This is a genomic window from Paenibacillus jamilae (assembly GCF_050482105.1).
Taxonomy (GTDB): domain Bacteria; phylum Bacillota; class Bacilli; order Paenibacillales; family Paenibacillaceae; genus Paenibacillus; species Paenibacillus jamilae_B.
Window position 1 is genome coordinate 50938 of sequence record NZ_JBCNHI010000013.1, and the last position, 16204, is coordinate 67141.

Here is a 16204-nt window from a genome sequence, read left to right on the forward strand (position 1 = left end):
GACAGAACGTAAGGAGCCAAATAAAATGAAAAAAATTATTAAACATAGTCAGGCACTCTTCTTTGTTTTATCTATTGTGTTATTACTTGCAGGATGCGGTACGGGGCAACCAGCTTCAAGTACTAGCAGTACGACTCAGAACGAGGCATCCAGCCAGGATACATCGAAAAAGGCTGAAACTGTTGATCTGACCATTTCCGCAGCCGCAAGCTTAACAGATGCACTCCAAGAAATCCAGACGTTGTACGAATCATCCCATCAAGGCATTAAATTGAATTTTAACTTTGGTGGTTCGGGTGCACTGGAAAAGCAGATTGAGCAAGGCGCACCATCGGACTTGTTTTTGTCTGCTTCAAAGAAAAACATGAAGTCCCTCGTAGATCAGCAGTTAATTGAGAGCAATCAACAAAAAACATGGCTGACGAATGAGTTAGTAGCGGTGATCCCTGCAGACGGGACTGCGAGCATCACGAGTGTAAAGGATTTAACGAAAAGCGAAGTGAAAAAGGTAGCAATCGGTATTCCTGAAAGTGTTCCTGCAGGCAAATACGCACAGGAAGCACTGACGAACGTTAAGCTTTGGGATGTGCTACAGGACAAGCTCGTTCAGGCAAAGGATGTTAGACAAGTGCTACAATACGTAGAAACGGGTAACGCTGATGTCGGGTTTGTGTATAAGACAGATGCGTTAACTTCGCAAAAGGCGAAAATTGCCTTTGAGGTGGACCCAAAAACTTATTCAACTGCTGAGTACCCTATCGGGATCATCAAAGCTTCCAAGCACATCCAAGAAGCTGAAAGCTTCTATGAATACCTTCAATCGCAAGAATCTTTGAATATTATGGCTAAGTATGGATTTACCATACCGAAGTGAGCATGCAGGCTATAGACTGGAACGAATATTGGCCTCCGATCCGATTATCGCTACAGGTTGCGCTGTTATCCAGCGTTCTGGTGATCCTAATAGGCTTGTTTGTGGCATGGTTCATGTCGCGGCTCGGACTATTTAAAGGGAAGACAATCGTTGAAACCGTGCTTATGCTGCCTCTGGTGCTTCCACCGACTGTAGTTGGATTTCTACTGTTAATCTTACTCGGACGAAAAAGCTGGCTTGGGCGTTTGGTAGAGCAATGGTTTGGCGAGCCTATTGTCTTCTCATGGTGGGCTGGGGTTGTGGCAGCGGTGGTTGTGGCTTTTCCTCTAGTCTATCGGACACTGAGAATGGGATTCGCTTCCGTGGATCGGGACTTGGAAAACGCGGGGCGCTCAATGGGTGCAAGTGAATGGCAGGTCTTCCGCTATATCACCTTTCCGTTGATTTACCCTTCTTTTAAAGCAGCCTTTATACTCGGTTTTGCCCGTGGGCTGGGCGAATTCGGTGCTACGCTGATGATTGCCGGAAATATTCCAGGCAAAACACAAACGATTCCGACAGCCATTTATATTGCAGTGGATGCTGGTCATCTTCCCATGGCCTGGGCCTGGACATGCTCGATCATACTCATCTCTTTTATAATGCTCCTGTTAACAGGCCAAAAGAACCATTAATCTTTTATACAAGCTTCCCTCTGCCAGAGGGAGGCTTTTTTGTATCCTTCCATAGAACGAGGGATTTTCTATAGCGCTATAGGACATTCCCTAATGGGAACGGAGATGAATGAATTCCATAATGAGAGTAAGCGAATGAATCTTTCCCATGGGCTTGCGATGGATTGATTCATTCTGAAAAGGAGCGTTGATCACCGATGAAAAAGAAATACAGTCTCAACTTCTTCAAACCAATCGAGAGCTATTCCGGAAATTGGTCAATCCTTGAAGAAAAAAATAGAGAATGGGAAAACGTGTACCGCCAGCGTTGGTCTCACGACAAAGTGATTCGCACGACGCATGGTGTTAACTGTACTGGCTCCTGTAGCTGGAAGGTTTTTGTTAAGAACGGCATCATCACTTGGGAAAATCAGCAAATTGATTATCCTTCCTGCGGTCCAGACATGCCGGAATTTGAGCCGCGTGGATGCCCGCGTGGAGCTTCATTTTCCTGGTATGAATACAGCCCGTTACGTGTGAAATACCCATATATGCGCGGTAAGCTATTGCGACTCTGGCAAGCTGCCCTCAAGGAGTATAGCAATCCGGTAGACGCATGGGCCAGCATTGTCGAAGATCCGGAGAAAGCCAAGCTCTACAAATCGGCTCGTGGCAAAGGCGGGCATGTTCGTGTGGCTTGGGATGATGTTCTGCATCTGATTTCGGCGCAATTAATTTACACGATTCGCAAGTACGGCCCTGACCGGATTGCAGGCTTTACCCCTATTCCAGCCATGTCAATGATAAGCTACGCCTCGGGAGCACGATTCATTTCTCTGCTTGGCGGGGAGATGTTGAGCTTTTACGATTGGTATGCCGATCTTCCGCCTGCTTCTCCTCAAATTTGGGGTGAGCAAACGGACGTACCTGAATCCTCGGATTGGTACAACGCAGGCTACCTGATCATGTGGGGCTCGAATGTGCCGCTTACCCGGACACCGGATGCCCACTTTATGACGGAAGTACGCTATAAAGGGACCAAGGTGGTATCCGTGGCTCCGGATTTGGCGGAAAATGTGAAGTTCGCTGACAATTGGCTTGCACCCAATCCGGGTACAGACGCCGCTGTGGCACAGGCGATGACGCACGTCATTCTGGATGAGTTCTACCAGGAACGCCAGGAACCCATGTTCATTAACTATGCCAAGCAATATACAGATATGCCATTCATGATTCTGCTTGATCCTCACGAAGGAGCCTGGAAAGGCGGACGTTTTCTGCGTGCCAGCGATCTGGGGGATGCTTCACAGCATGCAGACTGGAAACCGGTCATATTCGATGAAGTAGCAGGCGAAATGATGGTCCCGAACGGTACAATGGGACAGCGCTGGGAGCAGGATAAGAAATGGAATCTGATCCTGGAGCGGGAAGACGGAACCAAGGTTGAGCCTGCGCTTACGGTGGTAGGTCATGACGAGCAATGGGAAGAAATCGTATTCCCTTATTTTGATAACGCAGGTAATGGAACGTTTAAACGTGTCATTCCGGCGAAAAAAGTACGTCTGGCTGACGGCTCAGAGCGTTTCGTAGCTACCGTCTATGATTTGATGATGAGCCAGTATGGTGTCGCTCGCAATAACAGTCCTCATAATGCAAAGGATTATTACGATGCAGCTTCTCATTATACGCCTGCCTGGCAGGAAAAGATCACGGGCGTCAAGGCATCGGTTGTCGTGCAAATAGCTCGCGAATTTGCTCAGAACGCAATCGACACCCAAGGGCGTTCCATGATCATTATGGGAGCGGGCATCAATCACTGGTTCAACAGTGACACTATTTATCGCTCCATCTTGAACCTGGTCGTGCTAACAGCTTCCCAAGGTGTTAACGGCGGAGGCTGGGCGCATTATGTAGGTCAAGAGAAGTGCCGTCCTATTGAAGGCTGGTCAACGATTGCCTTTGCTAAAGACTGGCAGGGGCCGGCTAGATTGCAAAATGCCACTTCATTCTTCTATTTTGCAACCGAACAGTGGCGCTATGAAGAAAGCGGCACCGACACATTGAAATCACCAACTGCGGGAGATGTCAGTTACCAGCATCCGGCGGACTACAATGTGCTCGCTGCACGGTTGGGATGGATGCCTTCTTATCCGCAGTTTAATAAAAACAGCCTATTATTCGCTGAAGAAGCAGCGCAATTAGGCAAGAAGTCAAATGAGGAAATCATTAGCCACTCTGTGGAAGAGATTAAATCGCGTAAGACTCGTTTCGCGATTGAAGATCCAGGGGCAGCAGAGAATTTCCCGCGTTCACTCTTTATTTGGCGGTCCAACCTCATTTCCAGCTCGGCCAAGGGACAGGAATATTTCATGAAGCATTTGCTCGGAGCTTCCGACGCGCTGCTCGCCCAGCCGAATGAAGATCAGAAGCCAGAGGAAATCGTTTGGCGGGAAGATGTAGAAGGAAAGCTTGATTTGATGGTCGCACTTGATTTCCGGATGACCACAACGCCATTGTACGCGGATGTCGTACTTCCGGCGGCAACCTGGTATGAGAAAACGGATTTGTCCTCGACAGACATGCATCCGTTCGTGCATCCATTTAATCCGGCGGTAAATCCGCTTTGGGAATCCCGCTCAGACTGGGATATTTACCGTCAGCTATCCGAAACCTTCTCGAACATGGCCAAAGTACATCTGCCAGGAATATATAAAGACCTTGTAACTGCACCGCTAGCACATGATTCAATAGGTGAAATTTCGCAGCCGATGGGTCTTGTCAAGGATTGGACGAAGGGCGAGGTCGCTGCTGTACCGGGCAAAACTATGCCTAATTTCAGTATCGTAGAACGCGATTACACGAAAATTTATGATAAGTATGTCTCGCTCGGTCCTAATTTGGCTACAGGAAAAACGGGCGCGCACGGTGTTAGCTTCTCGGTAGCGGAGGAATATGAGGAATTGAAGAAGCTGAACGGGGTCTATTACGATGAGTCCATTAAAGATGGATTGCCGAAGATCCAGACAGCTCGCCAAGTGGCCGATACGATTCTCCATCTGTCGTCCGCAACCAATGGTCGCGTCTCCCAAAAAGCCTATGAAGAGGCGGAAAAGGATCACGGGGTGAAGCTGATGGACATCTCAGCCGACCGTGCTGCCGAGAAAATCACGTTCCAAAGCATTACAGCGCAGCCGCGTGAAGTTATACCGACACCGGTATTCAGTGGCTCTAACAAACAGGGACGCCGCTACTCGCCATTTACCACGAATATTGAGCGTCTCGTTCCGTTCCGGACTTTGACAGGCAGACAGCATTTCTATATCGATCATCAAATCTTCCAGCAGTTTGGAGAGTCGCTGCCTATCTATAAACCGACTTTACCACCGATGGTATTTGGTACGCGTGATCGGGAAATCAAAGGCGGTCAGGATTCGCTGGTGCTTCGTTATCTGACTCCACATGGGAAATGGAATATTCACTCCACCTATCAGGATAACCAGCATATGCTTACGCTGTTCCGCGGAGGCCCAACGGTATGGATTAATAACGAAGACGCAGCAGCCCACGATCTGGCTGACAATGATTGGATAGAGGTGTATAACCGTAACGGTGTCGTCACCGCCCGGGCAGTCGTCAGCCACCGGATGCCAAGAGGAACGATGTTTATGTACCATGCACAAGATAAGCATATTCAAGTGCCAGGCTCCGAAATCACGGATACACGCGGGGGCAGTCATAATGCGCCAACAAGAATTCATCTCAAACCGACCCAGATGGTTGGCGGATACGCTCAGCTTAGCTACGGGTTTAACTATTACGGTCCAATCGGCAACCAGCGCGATGTGTACGTAGCGGTACGTAAAATGAAGGAGGTTAACTGGCTTGAAGATTAAAGCTCAAATTGCCATGGTCATGAACCTGGATAAATGTATTGGCTGCCATACGTGCAGCGTGACGTGCAAAACAACTTGGACCAACCGCAAAGGTGCAGAATATATGTGGTTCAACAACGTGGAAACCAAGCCTGGCATCGGTTATCCAAAACGCTGGGAAGACCAGGAGCAGTATAAGGGCGGCTGGCAGCTTCGCAAAGGGAAGCTTGAACTGAAGTCAGGGAACAAGCTGTCCAAGATAGCGCTAGGTAAAATTTTCTACAATCCCGATATGCCTGAAATGAAGGATTATTATGAGCCCTGGACCTACAATTACGAACATTTGACCAACGCTAAAGAACAAAAGCACTCTCCGGTAGCCCGTGCACAATCTGCTGTAACAGGCGAAAAAATGGATCTGAATTGGGGACCGAACTGGGAAGACGATTTGGCAGGTACCCATGTGACAGGACCTCTTGATCCCAACATTCAGAAAATCGAAGAAGAGATTAAATTCAATTTCGAGAAGTCGTTCATGCTGTATCTTCCTCGGCTTTGCGAGCATTGTCTGAATCCGAGTTGTGTCGCATCCTGCCCTTCGGGCGCCATGTACAAACGGGATGAGGATGGCATCGTGCTCGTGGATCAAGAAGCATGTCGCGGCTGGCGATATTGCATGACGGGTTGTCCATATAAGAAAGTGTACTTCAACTGGCAGACGAACAAAGCAGAAAAATGCACCTTCTGCTTCCCTCGCGTGGAAGCCGGGCTGCCAACCGTCTGCTCCGAGACATGTACTGGACGAATTCGTTATCTTGGCGTTCTATTGTATGACGCGGATAAGGTGCAGGAGGCTGCTTCTAAAGAGGATGAGAAGGAACTGTACAAAGCACAGTGTGATTTGTTCTTGGACCCAAGTGATCCAGCGGTGATTGCGCAGGCCAAAAAAGATGGCATCTCGCAGGACTGGATTGAGGCAGCGCAAAACTCACCCGTCTACAAGCTTGCGATTGAGTATAAGCTGGCATTCCCGCTTCATCCAGAATACCGCACGTTGCCGATGGTCTGGTATGTACCGCCACTTAGTCCGATCATGAATTACTTTGAAGGGAAAGACTCCATCGAGAATCCGGATATGATCTTCCCAGCTATCGAAGAAATGCGCACGCCTATTCAGTATCTCGCCAATATGTTGACGGCGGGCGACACCCAGACGGTGAAAGAATCGCTACAGCGGATGGCTATGATGCGCTCTTATATGCGTGCCCAGTCCACAGGACAATCTTTCGATGAAAGTCGGCTGGAACGCACTGGCATGACCGCACGTCAGGCCGAGCAGATGTACCGGCTTCTGGCCATTGCCAAATATGAGGACCGTTTCGTCATTCCGACTTCGCATAAAGAGGGTTACGCCAATCCGTATCGCGCCCAAGGAACTGCAGGTTACGGTGATACCTTAGGAAATATGGATGGTTGTGGAGTTGGAGGAGCTGGCTGTAGTGGTTGTAGCCTGGCAAGCTCCACAGGTATGGAAGAGCCTTCGAAAACAGGCAAGCAAATGTATGAAGAAAACTTCTACGGGGGTATTTGGCGTGATTAATGTAGCGAAACTGTATGAATTCAAGTCTTCATTCGGGTTTTTCGCCCAACAACTCATGTACCCGGAAAAGCTGGATTTTCATCCGGCTTTTCTGGAAGCATCCTTTGATCAGGATCATCCTGCGTATACGCATGCTCATATGTACTGGTCTCTGATGCAGGAGTCTAGTATGGAAGAGATCCAGGAAATGTATACAGAAACTTTTGATTTTCAAAAAAATTGCGCACTATATATGACTTACTTCAAGTTCGAAGATGCAAAAGAAAGAGGACAAATGCTGGTCAAGTTGAAGGTTCTCTATGAAATGTATGGTCTTGAAATGCCGGATGGAGAGCTGCCCGATTATCTGCCGCTCATGTGCGAGTTTCTGTATGCTGCCGAATGGGTGCAGGATGCAAAGACGACAGAAAACTTCCGCATGCCGATCGCGATTCTGGAAGACGGCACCTATCATTTGCTTAAAGCGTTGGAAAAAATAAAAAGCCCGTATTTTCATCTGATCAAGGGACTGCGTGAAACGCTTAAAGCTTGCGTAGAACAGGAGGCAGCCACGCTATGATGTTGGAGCAGTTTTTATGGGTCATTTTCCCTTATATGTGCGTGGTCATTTTTATCGTAGGCCATATCTTCCGCTATAGAACGGACCAGTTCAATTGGACAGCAAAATCGAGTGAATTTATTGAAAAGAAACAATTGATGATTGGAAGCCTCTTATTCCATCTGGGGATCATTCCTGTTATATTTGGTCATGTGTCTGGTTTGGGCATACCCAAAACCTGGATGCATGCGCTGGGGGTTAACGATCATCTGTATCACATTGGAGCGGTCTATATTGGTGGCATATTTGGAGCTATGACGTTCCTTGGGATGCTGATACTTACCTCTCGACGTTTCACAATTCGTAATGTACGCCGTTTAAGTACAGCTTCTGATTTGATTGTAAACGTATTGCTATTAGCCCTCGTATGTATGGGAATGTTTGCAACCCTCGTAACGAATGCGGTACAGCCTGAATTTGATTATCGGGAGACGATTTCGATCTGGTTCCGCGGTCTGTTTATGTTCCGCGTCGACCCGACATTAATGAAAGATGTACCCATCTCCTTCAAGCTGCATGTACTTATGGGCTTTGCGATTTTTGCATTCTGGCCGTTTACCCGGCTTGTGCATGTGTGGAGCGTTCCGTTGAATTATGTGCGCAGAAGTTATATCCTGTACAGAAGACATAAAACGAACTAGGAAAGCGGGCCCTGCCTTCTTTCCTGTTTTCTTAGGAGAGAGTGATGATTAATAAGATGGATTATCAAGGGGAGCTTGAGCGAATACGCGAACATTTCGGTTATGATTTTATGGCACTTGCTTTGGTTGAACCAGCCGAATATCAATACGTCATTAAATGGAAAAATGCCGCTGGCAACTTAAATGATCGATTTAAGCGGATCGTGCTGCAATCTGGAAAGGGCATAGCAGGAATCGTATTTAAAACCGGGAAATCGGTCTTTATTCCATCTGTTCATCAATATGTTGGGGCAGACAATCTATTTAACTATCCGATCGTTCAATCCGAGAAGCTCAAAAGTCTCGGGGCTGTACCTCTATGGAATGATGCTCGCGTCGCGGGCGTACTGCTAGGCGGATTTCGAGAAGAACAACGGATGACCGAAGCCATGATGTGTGATTTGGAAGCCTTGGCACATAGGGGAATTGGAGAGTTGAACGGGAAGGAAGTGATGTGAATTGACATTGTCTATAGGGACAGACTCCTTGAGTGCGCTAATGGTGAAGATGTTTGAGAACAGCACAGAAGCCATCTTCTTTTTTGATAGGCTAGGGAAAACCCTAGGCATGAACCCGGCGGCGGAGGAGATTGTAGGCGATGACGTTCTCATTCAACTCTATGAAGGACAGGACAGAGCTTTATGCGGAACATGCAGAGGCTATACAAGCGACACAGAGCCCCGTACCTGCCTGGACTGTTATTTCAATGTGCCTGAATCCGACAAATTTGCTTCTTTTCAAGTCTATTTGGAAACGAAAAGCAAGGGGATGGTTCCCTACGCTGCTTCTTTTCAAACAATTGATGCTAAAAATGGAATTCGGGTGCTGATGCTGAGAGATTTGACTCCGCAATTTCAGACGCAGGAAAAATTATATCAAAATAAAATGATGAAGCATGTCATTGAAGCACAGGAAAATGAGCGTAAACGGCTTTCCAGAGAGCTACACGACAGTGTCGCCCAGGAATTGATGAGCGCGGTTGTTGAACTACGGGTGTTAAAATACATGACGAATGATGAGCAGCTTATTAAAAATATGAAGCAGACAGAAGCCTCCATGACACGCTTGCTGGATGATATCCGTAATCTGTCTGTGGAGCTCCGTCCGGCCACCCTGGATGATTTTGGACTTGAAGCGGCATTCCGTTCCCACTTTAAGCGGGTCGAGCAGAGCTTTGGTCTAGTGGTTGAGTTCGTGTCTGATCTTCCCAAAAAGCGGTATGGAAGCGAAAAAGAAACAGTCATTTACCGCGTCTGTCAGGAGGCTGTGCTCAATGCGTTGAAGTATGCCCAGGTCGACACCGTTAAAGTTACTTTGTCCGAGCATGAACATGCGCTTCGTTTGACTGTAGAGGATAATGGGATCGGCTTTGATAAGGGGGGCAAGCCTATTGGAACAGGCCTTGGCTTGTATGGTATGCAGGAGCGAGCAGAGCTGGTAGGCGGAAGTTTTGGCGTCCTTTCGAATGTTGGTCAAGGAACCAAAGTCTTTTTACAAATTCCGATTGGACAGGAGGAGGAATAGAAACTTGATCAAAATTGTATTAGCAGATGATCATGCCATTGTACGAAGCGGATTTTCCATGATTCTGAACTTCCAATCGGATATGGAGGTTGTCGGAACGGCTGCAGACGGTATTGAAGCGTATACTATGGTAGCTAAGCATAAGCCGGATATTCTCATTATGGACCTTAGCATGCCGCCAGGCGAAAGTGGATTGATCGCCACAGGCAAAATTAAAGAGGATCACCCCGATACTAAAATTCTGATTTTGACCATGCATGACGACGAAGAATATCTATTTCATATTTTGAAGAATGGTGCTTCAGGGTACGTTTTGAAAAATGCACCAGATGAGGAACTATTGCTTGCCATACGCACCATTCATGGGGGCGGGACGTATATCCATCCTAAAATGGCCACTTCTCTCGTGCGGGAGTTCATCAAGAAAGACACAACATCACAAACCGAAGATCCGTATGAGATCCTGTCCAAGCGCGAGTTGGAGATTCTCCCTTTGGTCGCAAAGGGTTACGGTAATAAGGAAGTTGCCGAAAAGCTGTTCATCTCTGTCAAGACCGTGGAGGCGAACAAAGCCAAAATCATGGAAAAGTTGAATTTAAAAAGTCGGCCTGAGCTGGTCCAATATGCTTTAAAGAAAAAAATGCTGGATTTTTAGCTGATGAAGAAGATCGTCTTTAGTCCAACCATATATCTGGAATGAATCAAGCAGCTTCTTACGAGAAGCGGCTTTTTTATTTTCAGGGACTCCCCCGACCAGGAAAGGGGAGTCCCCTATATTCGAAAGGAACGGCTAGCGACTACAATGGGAACAGAAAAATTCAAATCAATCTTCGACAGAAAAAAGCTGAAAAAAGGTGAGTTAAATGATTAGAAAAATGCAGTTGCCACTACAGACAATGAACTTAATTCTTGGATTCATGGTATGGGTTATCATCTCTTCTCTCATGCCGTTCATTACGGAGGATATCGTGATTCCACCCGGAAAATTGGCCATGGTTACGGCGATTCCGGTCGTGCTTGGATCGATTCTGCGCATTCCGCTTGGTTATTATGCCAATATTTTCGGGGCAAGAATCGTTTTTCTCGTTAGCTTTGTGTTGCTTTTGTTTCCGGTCTACTATATCAGTGAAGCTTCTACGATGACCGATTTAATTATCGGTGGCTTGTTCCTTGGAATCGGGGGAGCGGTGTTCTCGGTTGGAGTAACTTCACTGCCCAAGTATTATCCGAAAGAAAGACATGGCTTTGTCAACGGAATGTATGGTGTGGGCAACCTCGGGACAGCGGTAACGACCTTCTCCGCTCCGATTGTAGCGACCCAGGTAGGTTGGGCACTTACAGTCAAGCTGTACCTTGTTCTATTGCTTGTTTTTATCGTTTTGAATTTCTTTTTGGGGGACCGTCATGAAGCTAAAGTCAAGACCCCCATTATGGAGCAAATCAAAGGGGTTTACAAAAATGAAAAGCTTTGGTTTTTCTCGCTCTTTTATTTTATTACGTTTGGCTCATTTGTAGCGTTCACGGTGTATCTACCGAATTTCCTCGTATCGAACTTTGAACTCGACAAAGTGGATGCAGGGATGCGTACGGCAGGCTTTATCGCGATTGCCACGTTCTTCCGACCTATCGGTGGCTGGCTGGCGGATCGTTTTCAGCCCTTGTTCCTGTTGGTTGGTACGTTTGCTGTATATACGGTTGCTGCGATTCTTTTGGCTTTTTCGCCAGACATCACCCTGTATACCGTAGGGTGCCTGGCTATCGCTGTGAGTGCAGGAATCGGGAACGGCGTTATTTTCAAGCTAGTTCCGTTTTATTTTAATAAACAGGCAGGCATAGTGAACGGAATTGTATCCATGATGGGCGGGCTTGGTGGCTTTTTCCCTCCGATCTTGTTATCGACGATTCATGCGGCTACTGGCCAATATTCCATTGGGTTCATGTTACTCTCCCAAGTGGCACTGGCTAGCCTGATCCTCGTGATATGGCTGTACTATCAAGCACGCTTCCCTGTAGCTGCCGAAGCATTCGATTCGGTGGGGCAGGACCGCTTTAAGAAACAAAAGGGAATTAAGCAGTAAGAGAAAAGGGATTATCAAGGCACCTTTAGCGTTCCTAGCGAGAGCAGCAGGGAAAAACTCGAAATGGACGATCGCTCTTCAACGTTAGGGGGACAATGCGATGAAGGAACGTTATTCAAGGCAAATCTTATTTACACCTATTGGCAGTGAAGGACAACGTAATCTGTCCGCAGCTGTCGTCACCATTATCGGCTGCGGGGCGCTGGGTTCCGCCATTGCTGAAACATTAGTAAGAGCGGGCGTTGGAGAGATTCACCTGGTTGACCGTGATTATGTGGAGATGTCGAATCTGCAACGCCAGCAGTTATTCACGGAGCAGGATGCTATACAAATGCTCCCCAAGGTAATGGCTGCTGAAAAAAGGCTAAAGGCCATACGAGAGGACATACGCTTGTATACCTATCTCGATAACCTGGATGCCGAGCTGGCTCAAGAGCTTGCTGGGAGAAGTACATTGTTGATGGATGCTACGGACAATTTTGAAACTCGTCTGCTTATAAACGATGCTGCGCTAAAGGCTGGAATTCCATGGATTTACGGAGCCTGTGTTGGAAGCACAGGCGTTGTTTTTCCATTCGTGCCGGGCAAATCTGCTTGTTTACGCTGCCTTCTGCCAACGCTGCCGGCAATCAATCAGACCTGCGATACGGCTGGAATCATTTCACCCGCAGTCCAGGTAACGGCTGCCCTCCAGAGCGCAGAAGCCATGAAGTGGCTGAGCGGCAAACGTGACAAGATGCGCAGCAAGGTTCATTTGTTTGAACTATGGGAGAATACGCAAATGGACATTGGGGTTTCCCGCATCCGTAATCAGGATTGTCCAACCTGTGGAGAACATCCTGTATTTCCTGCACTGACCGCATCCCGTCGCTCGGCGTATGCTTCGCTGTGCGGACGGGATGTAGTGCAGGTTCTTCCAGACCCTGATCGTCCGATTACGTTGGACGATGCAGAGAAAATGGGCAGGCTTATGGCGGAACGTGTAAAAAGGACCCCTTATTTCGTTGAATTTTATGCCTTTAAGCATCGAATGATTTTATTTAAAAACGGACGGCTGCTCATTCACGGTATTGGAAGTATTGCTAGAGGCCAAAAGCTATACCATCAGTTGTTCGGTTGAACAAGAGACATAGATTCAGGAAATATAAATAATGAATAGAGTTTTCATAGCAGAGTAGCTTGCCGGGTGGCTGGAAGGTGGAAAAGATGAGTGTATTTGAAATCGTGACGGAGCCCATTCTCCCACAGGCCTATGCGGATTATGTCTTAAGACCGGAAGCAGGAGCAGTGACTGTATTTACGGGGCATGTAAGAGAGTGGACCCAAGGTGTACGGACGTTATACCTTGCTTATGAGGCCTACGTGCCTATGGCCGAGAAAAAGCTTGCAGAGATTGGCCACGAAATTGAACAGAAATGGGAAGGGACAAGAGTAGCAATCGCGCATCGGATTGGTGAGCTTCAGATTGGAGATATTGCCGTTGTCATCGCTGTTTCTTCACCTCACCGCTCGGATGCGTATCAGGCGAATGAATATGCAATCGAACGAATCAAGGAAATCGTCCCAATCTGGAAACGAGAGATTTGGGAGGACGGAACACAATGGATCGGACAACAAAAGAAAAAACCGGGGGAAATCAGTCATGATTAAGCTGTACTATTTTGCGGGACTCCGTGAGATGACGGGAAAATCCGAAGAAATGGCAGACTTGGCAGGCCAAACTGTAGCAGGATTGTGCAGTTGGATCACAGACAAATATCCGGATATGCCGATCGAGTCTATACGAGTTGCAGTAAATGAGGAATATGCGTTGCTAACAGATGTATTGCAGGATGGAGATATCGCAGCTTTTATTCCGCCTGTCAGCGGTGGCTAGTGAAAGTGCTCATCATGTGCCCATTTCTGCAACGTCAAATACAGCTAATGAAAAAAAAGAAGGTGGTCACATGAGCTCACATCCGCTGAAAGACCCATTGCGGCGTCCGATTCGTGATTTACGCATATCTGTCACGGATCGTTGCAATTTTCGCTGCTCCTACTGCATGCCAAAAGAAATTTTCGGTGACGATTTTGCCTTTCTTCCCAAAAGCGAATGCCTATCGTTTGAAGAGATTCATCGGCTTACGGAGCTCTTTGTAGGCCTTGGGGTTAAAAAAATCCGGCTCACAGGCGGTGAGCCATTAATGCGGCCGAACCTGCCTGACCTTGTCTCCAGAATTTTGTCTATCAACGGAGTGGAGGATATGGGGTTGACCACAAATGGCTTGCTATTAGGGCAACAGGCACAGCGGCTCTATGATGCGGGGCTACGACGGCTTAATGTTAGTGTAGATGCTCTGAACCCGGAACTATTCGGGCGGATGAATGGGCGGGGCATTAAGCCTGCTTTTATTTTGAAACAGATTGATGATGCAAGAAAAATAGGTTTTGAGATCAAGGTCAATATGGTAGTTCAAAAAGGTGTTAATGATGCTGAAATTTTGCCGATGGCCGCCTATTTTAAGGAGCAGGGAATAACCCTTCGTTTTATTGAGTTTATGGATGTAGGTAACGATACTAGATGGAGCTTCAAAAAGGTAGTAACAAAAGAAGAAATTGTTAAGCAACTTAAAAATACGTACGAGTTGGAGCCGGTAGATCAAAATTACTTTGGAGAAGTGGCCAAACGTTACCGTTATAAAGACAGCGACGCACAGGTTGGCTTTATTACTTCGGTTTCTGATTCGTTTTGCTCGTCCTGCACGCGTGCCCGTCTATCTTCTGATGGCAAGTTTTATACGTGTTTGTTTGCTTCAGACGGATTTGATTTGCGTCAGATGCTTCGTAGCGGAGCGAATAATCAGGAGCTACTGGATGCAATTACTTCAGTATGGGAACAACGCATAGACCGATATTCCGATGAACGTACTGAACAGACTGCAAACAACCGAAAAAAGATTAACATGTCCTACATTGGCGGCTGACATTTTTATCATGGCAATGTGCCGTATTTAGGTGCTGCCCTCAAAAAGAAAGCGCAAACATTTTTGTTGGCAAAACTTAAATTCGATGTTATTATGATCTTGGGATTGTTACTGAAAAGGCAAAACCCGGGGCATGGAATTAGATTTCCATGTGTTGGGTTTTGCCTTTTCTTTTTGAATACAGATTTGCAATAACACAGAAAGGTGAGTGATGATGAGCCTTACAAGTGCTGAACAACAAAGATAATAACGTCGACCAAACCCAGAATGATGTCATAGGACCTTGGTTAAAGGGAAAATGTAGGGCTTATCTCTCTTTATGAATACGCTTACAAGGCGATGGGGTTGTAAATCTGTACTATATGGTTTGGTTTACATGGAAAGTTTGATCGGCTATTACCGTCATGTGACCTATCTGAAATATCGCCCAGCATCTAAATCCTTTTTTAAATTATTGCGGGATCAGGGGGGCAGCCAGAATGATCATAACAAAGATATTTAATAATAACGCCATAATAGCCAAAGATTCAAAAAGGCATGAATTTGTTGTTATGGGCCGTGGAATTGCATTCAAAAAGAATGCAGGGGAACAAGTAGAAGAGCACTTAATTGAAAAGGTTTTTGTCCTTAAACAAAAAGAGGCTTCAGAGAAGTTTAAATTATTGTTAGAGGATGTCCCTACAGAATATGTTTCGTTATGCTATGACATCATTGAATATGGAAAAAGCATATTGGAAGCCCAACTGAGTGACTATGTATATGTTTCGCTTACAGATCACATGAACAATGCATTTAAAATGTTTGATGAGGGGTTTAAAAATGTGAACCCGCTCATCTGGGAAATAAAAAAATTTTATCCTAAAGAATATGGAGTTGGCTTAAAAGCATTGGAGTTTATTGAGGAAGAAACAGGTAAACGATTGCCTGAAGATGAGGCGGGGAATATAGCTCTTCATCTAATCAATGCTCAAGTCAACAACTCCTACCATAAAGTAGCTGATGTCGCTCAACAAACTCGAAAAATACAGGATATTCTAAATATTATTAAGTACTCTTATAATATTACCCTGGATGAGCACTCGACCAGCTATGAACGATTTATTACTCATTTAAGGTTTTTCTTTCAGCGATTAATTCAAAAAGAAAAGTTAGCACTGGAAGATGATTTTCTATTAAGGCAAGTGAAAGCAAAGTACAAAAAAGCTTACTACTGTATGCTGAAGATCGAGAAATACTTGGACACGGTATTGTCAGATGAAGAAAAACTGTATATAACGATTCATATTCAGCGTGTAACTCAATGACCAACTGAATAATTCCTTGGATTGTTACTGGTAATGCAGGCGAAACCAACCTAGATCG

The 16204-nt window shown here is 46.3% G+C and carries 16 protein-coding genes; all 16 read left to right on the top strand.

What is annotated here, in order from left to right; all coding sequences use genetic code 11:
* The first annotated feature begins 25 nt into the window (after positions 1 to 25).
* The 16 genes from modA (at position 26) to licT (ending at position 16146) form a co-directional block, all read left to right on the top strand.
* Complete coding sequence (gene modA, locus ABEW32_RS10485) at positions 26 to 874, top strand: molybdate ABC transporter substrate-binding protein (RefSeq protein ID WP_430187335.1); 849 nt, start codon at positions 26 to 28, stop codon at positions 872 to 874.
* Positions 871 to 1548 (top strand): molybdate ABC transporter permease subunit, encoded by a 678-nt coding sequence (modB, locus tag ABEW32_RS10490; protein ID WP_430187338.1) that lies wholly within the window; start codon positions 871 to 873, stop codon positions 1546 to 1548. Before modA ends, modB begins: the two co-directional genes overlap by 4 nt.
* A 197-nt stretch (positions 1549 to 1745) precedes the next feature.
* Positions 1746 to 5420 (top strand): nitrate reductase subunit alpha, encoded by a 3675-nt coding sequence (locus ABEW32_RS10495; protein WP_430187340.1) that lies wholly within the window; start codon positions 1746 to 1748, stop codon positions 5418 to 5420.
* Complete coding sequence (gene narH, locus ABEW32_RS10500; RefSeq protein WP_430187343.1) at positions 5410 to 6999, top strand: nitrate reductase subunit beta; 1590 nt, start codon at positions 5410 to 5412, stop codon at positions 6997 to 6999. Before ABEW32_RS10495 ends, narH begins: the two co-directional genes overlap by 11 nt.
* Positions 6992 to 7558 (top strand): nitrate reductase molybdenum cofactor assembly chaperone, encoded by a 567-nt coding sequence (gene narJ / locus ABEW32_RS10505; RefSeq protein ID WP_430187619.1) that lies wholly within the window; start codon positions 6992 to 6994, stop codon positions 7556 to 7558. The genes narH and narJ overlap by 8 nt, the downstream gene beginning before the upstream one ends.
* Complete coding sequence (gene narI, locus ABEW32_RS10510; protein ID WP_430187346.1) at positions 7555 to 8238, top strand: respiratory nitrate reductase subunit gamma; 684 nt, start codon at positions 7555 to 7557, stop codon at positions 8236 to 8238. The genes narJ and narI overlap by 4 nt, the downstream gene beginning before the upstream one ends.
* 44 nt (positions 8239 to 8282) lie before the next feature.
* Positions 8283 to 8735 (top strand): GAF domain-containing protein, encoded by a 453-nt coding sequence (locus tag ABEW32_RS10515; protein ID WP_430187349.1) that lies wholly within the window; start codon positions 8283 to 8285, stop codon positions 8733 to 8735.
* Between the two features lies 1 nt (position 8736).
* A complete protein-coding gene (locus tag ABEW32_RS10520) occupies positions 8737 to 9801 on the top strand; it encodes a sensor histidine kinase (RefSeq protein ID WP_430187352.1) in 1065 nt (354 codons plus the stop codon).
* Between the two features lie 7 nt (positions 9802 to 9808).
* The gene (locus ABEW32_RS10525) at positions 9809 to 10456 is read left to right on the top strand and encodes a response regulator transcription factor (protein WP_040103856.1); all 648 of its coding nucleotides are present in this window, start codon (positions 9809 to 9811) and stop codon (positions 10454 to 10456) included.
* A gap of 208 nt (positions 10457 to 10664) precedes the next feature.
* Complete coding sequence (locus tag ABEW32_RS10530; protein ID WP_430187355.1) at positions 10665 to 11879, top strand: nitrate/nitrite transporter; 1215 nt, start codon at positions 10665 to 10667, stop codon at positions 11877 to 11879.
* A 100-nt stretch (positions 11880 to 11979) separates the two neighbouring features.
* Positions 11980 to 12999: a ThiF family adenylyltransferase gene (locus ABEW32_RS10535; RefSeq protein WP_430187358.1), complete on the top strand. Its 1020-nt coding sequence runs from the start codon at positions 11980 to 11982 to the stop codon at positions 12997 to 12999.
* An 86-nt stretch (positions 13000 to 13085) separates the two neighbouring features.
* Positions 13086 to 13529: a molybdenum cofactor biosynthesis protein MoaE gene (locus ABEW32_RS10540; protein WP_430187360.1), complete on the top strand. Its 444-nt coding sequence runs from the start codon at positions 13086 to 13088 to the stop codon at positions 13527 to 13529.
* Positions 13522 to 13755 carry a MoaD/ThiS family protein gene (locus tag ABEW32_RS10545; protein WP_430187362.1) on the top strand — a complete coding sequence of 78 codons (234 nt, stop codon included), beginning with the start codon at positions 13522 to 13524 and terminating at the stop codon, positions 13753 to 13755. Before ABEW32_RS10540 ends, ABEW32_RS10545 begins: the two co-directional genes overlap by 8 nt.
* A gap of 70 nt (positions 13756 to 13825) precedes the next feature.
* Positions 13826 to 14842 (top strand): GTP 3',8-cyclase MoaA, encoded by a 1017-nt coding sequence (gene moaA, locus ABEW32_RS10550; protein WP_430187622.1) that lies wholly within the window; start codon positions 13826 to 13828, stop codon positions 14840 to 14842.
* 376 nt (positions 14843 to 15218) lie between these two features.
* Positions 15219 to 15344 (top strand): hypothetical protein, encoded by a 126-nt coding sequence (locus ABEW32_RS10555; RefSeq protein WP_430187365.1) that lies wholly within the window; start codon positions 15219 to 15221, stop codon positions 15342 to 15344.
* Positions 15322 to 16146, top strand: coding sequence for a BglG family transcription antiterminator LicT (licT, locus tag ABEW32_RS10560; protein WP_430187368.1), 825 nt, complete (start codon positions 15322 to 15324; stop codon positions 16144 to 16146). The genes ABEW32_RS10555 and licT overlap by 23 nt, the downstream gene beginning before the upstream one ends.
* The last annotated feature ends 58 nt before the right edge of the window (positions 16147 to 16204 follow it).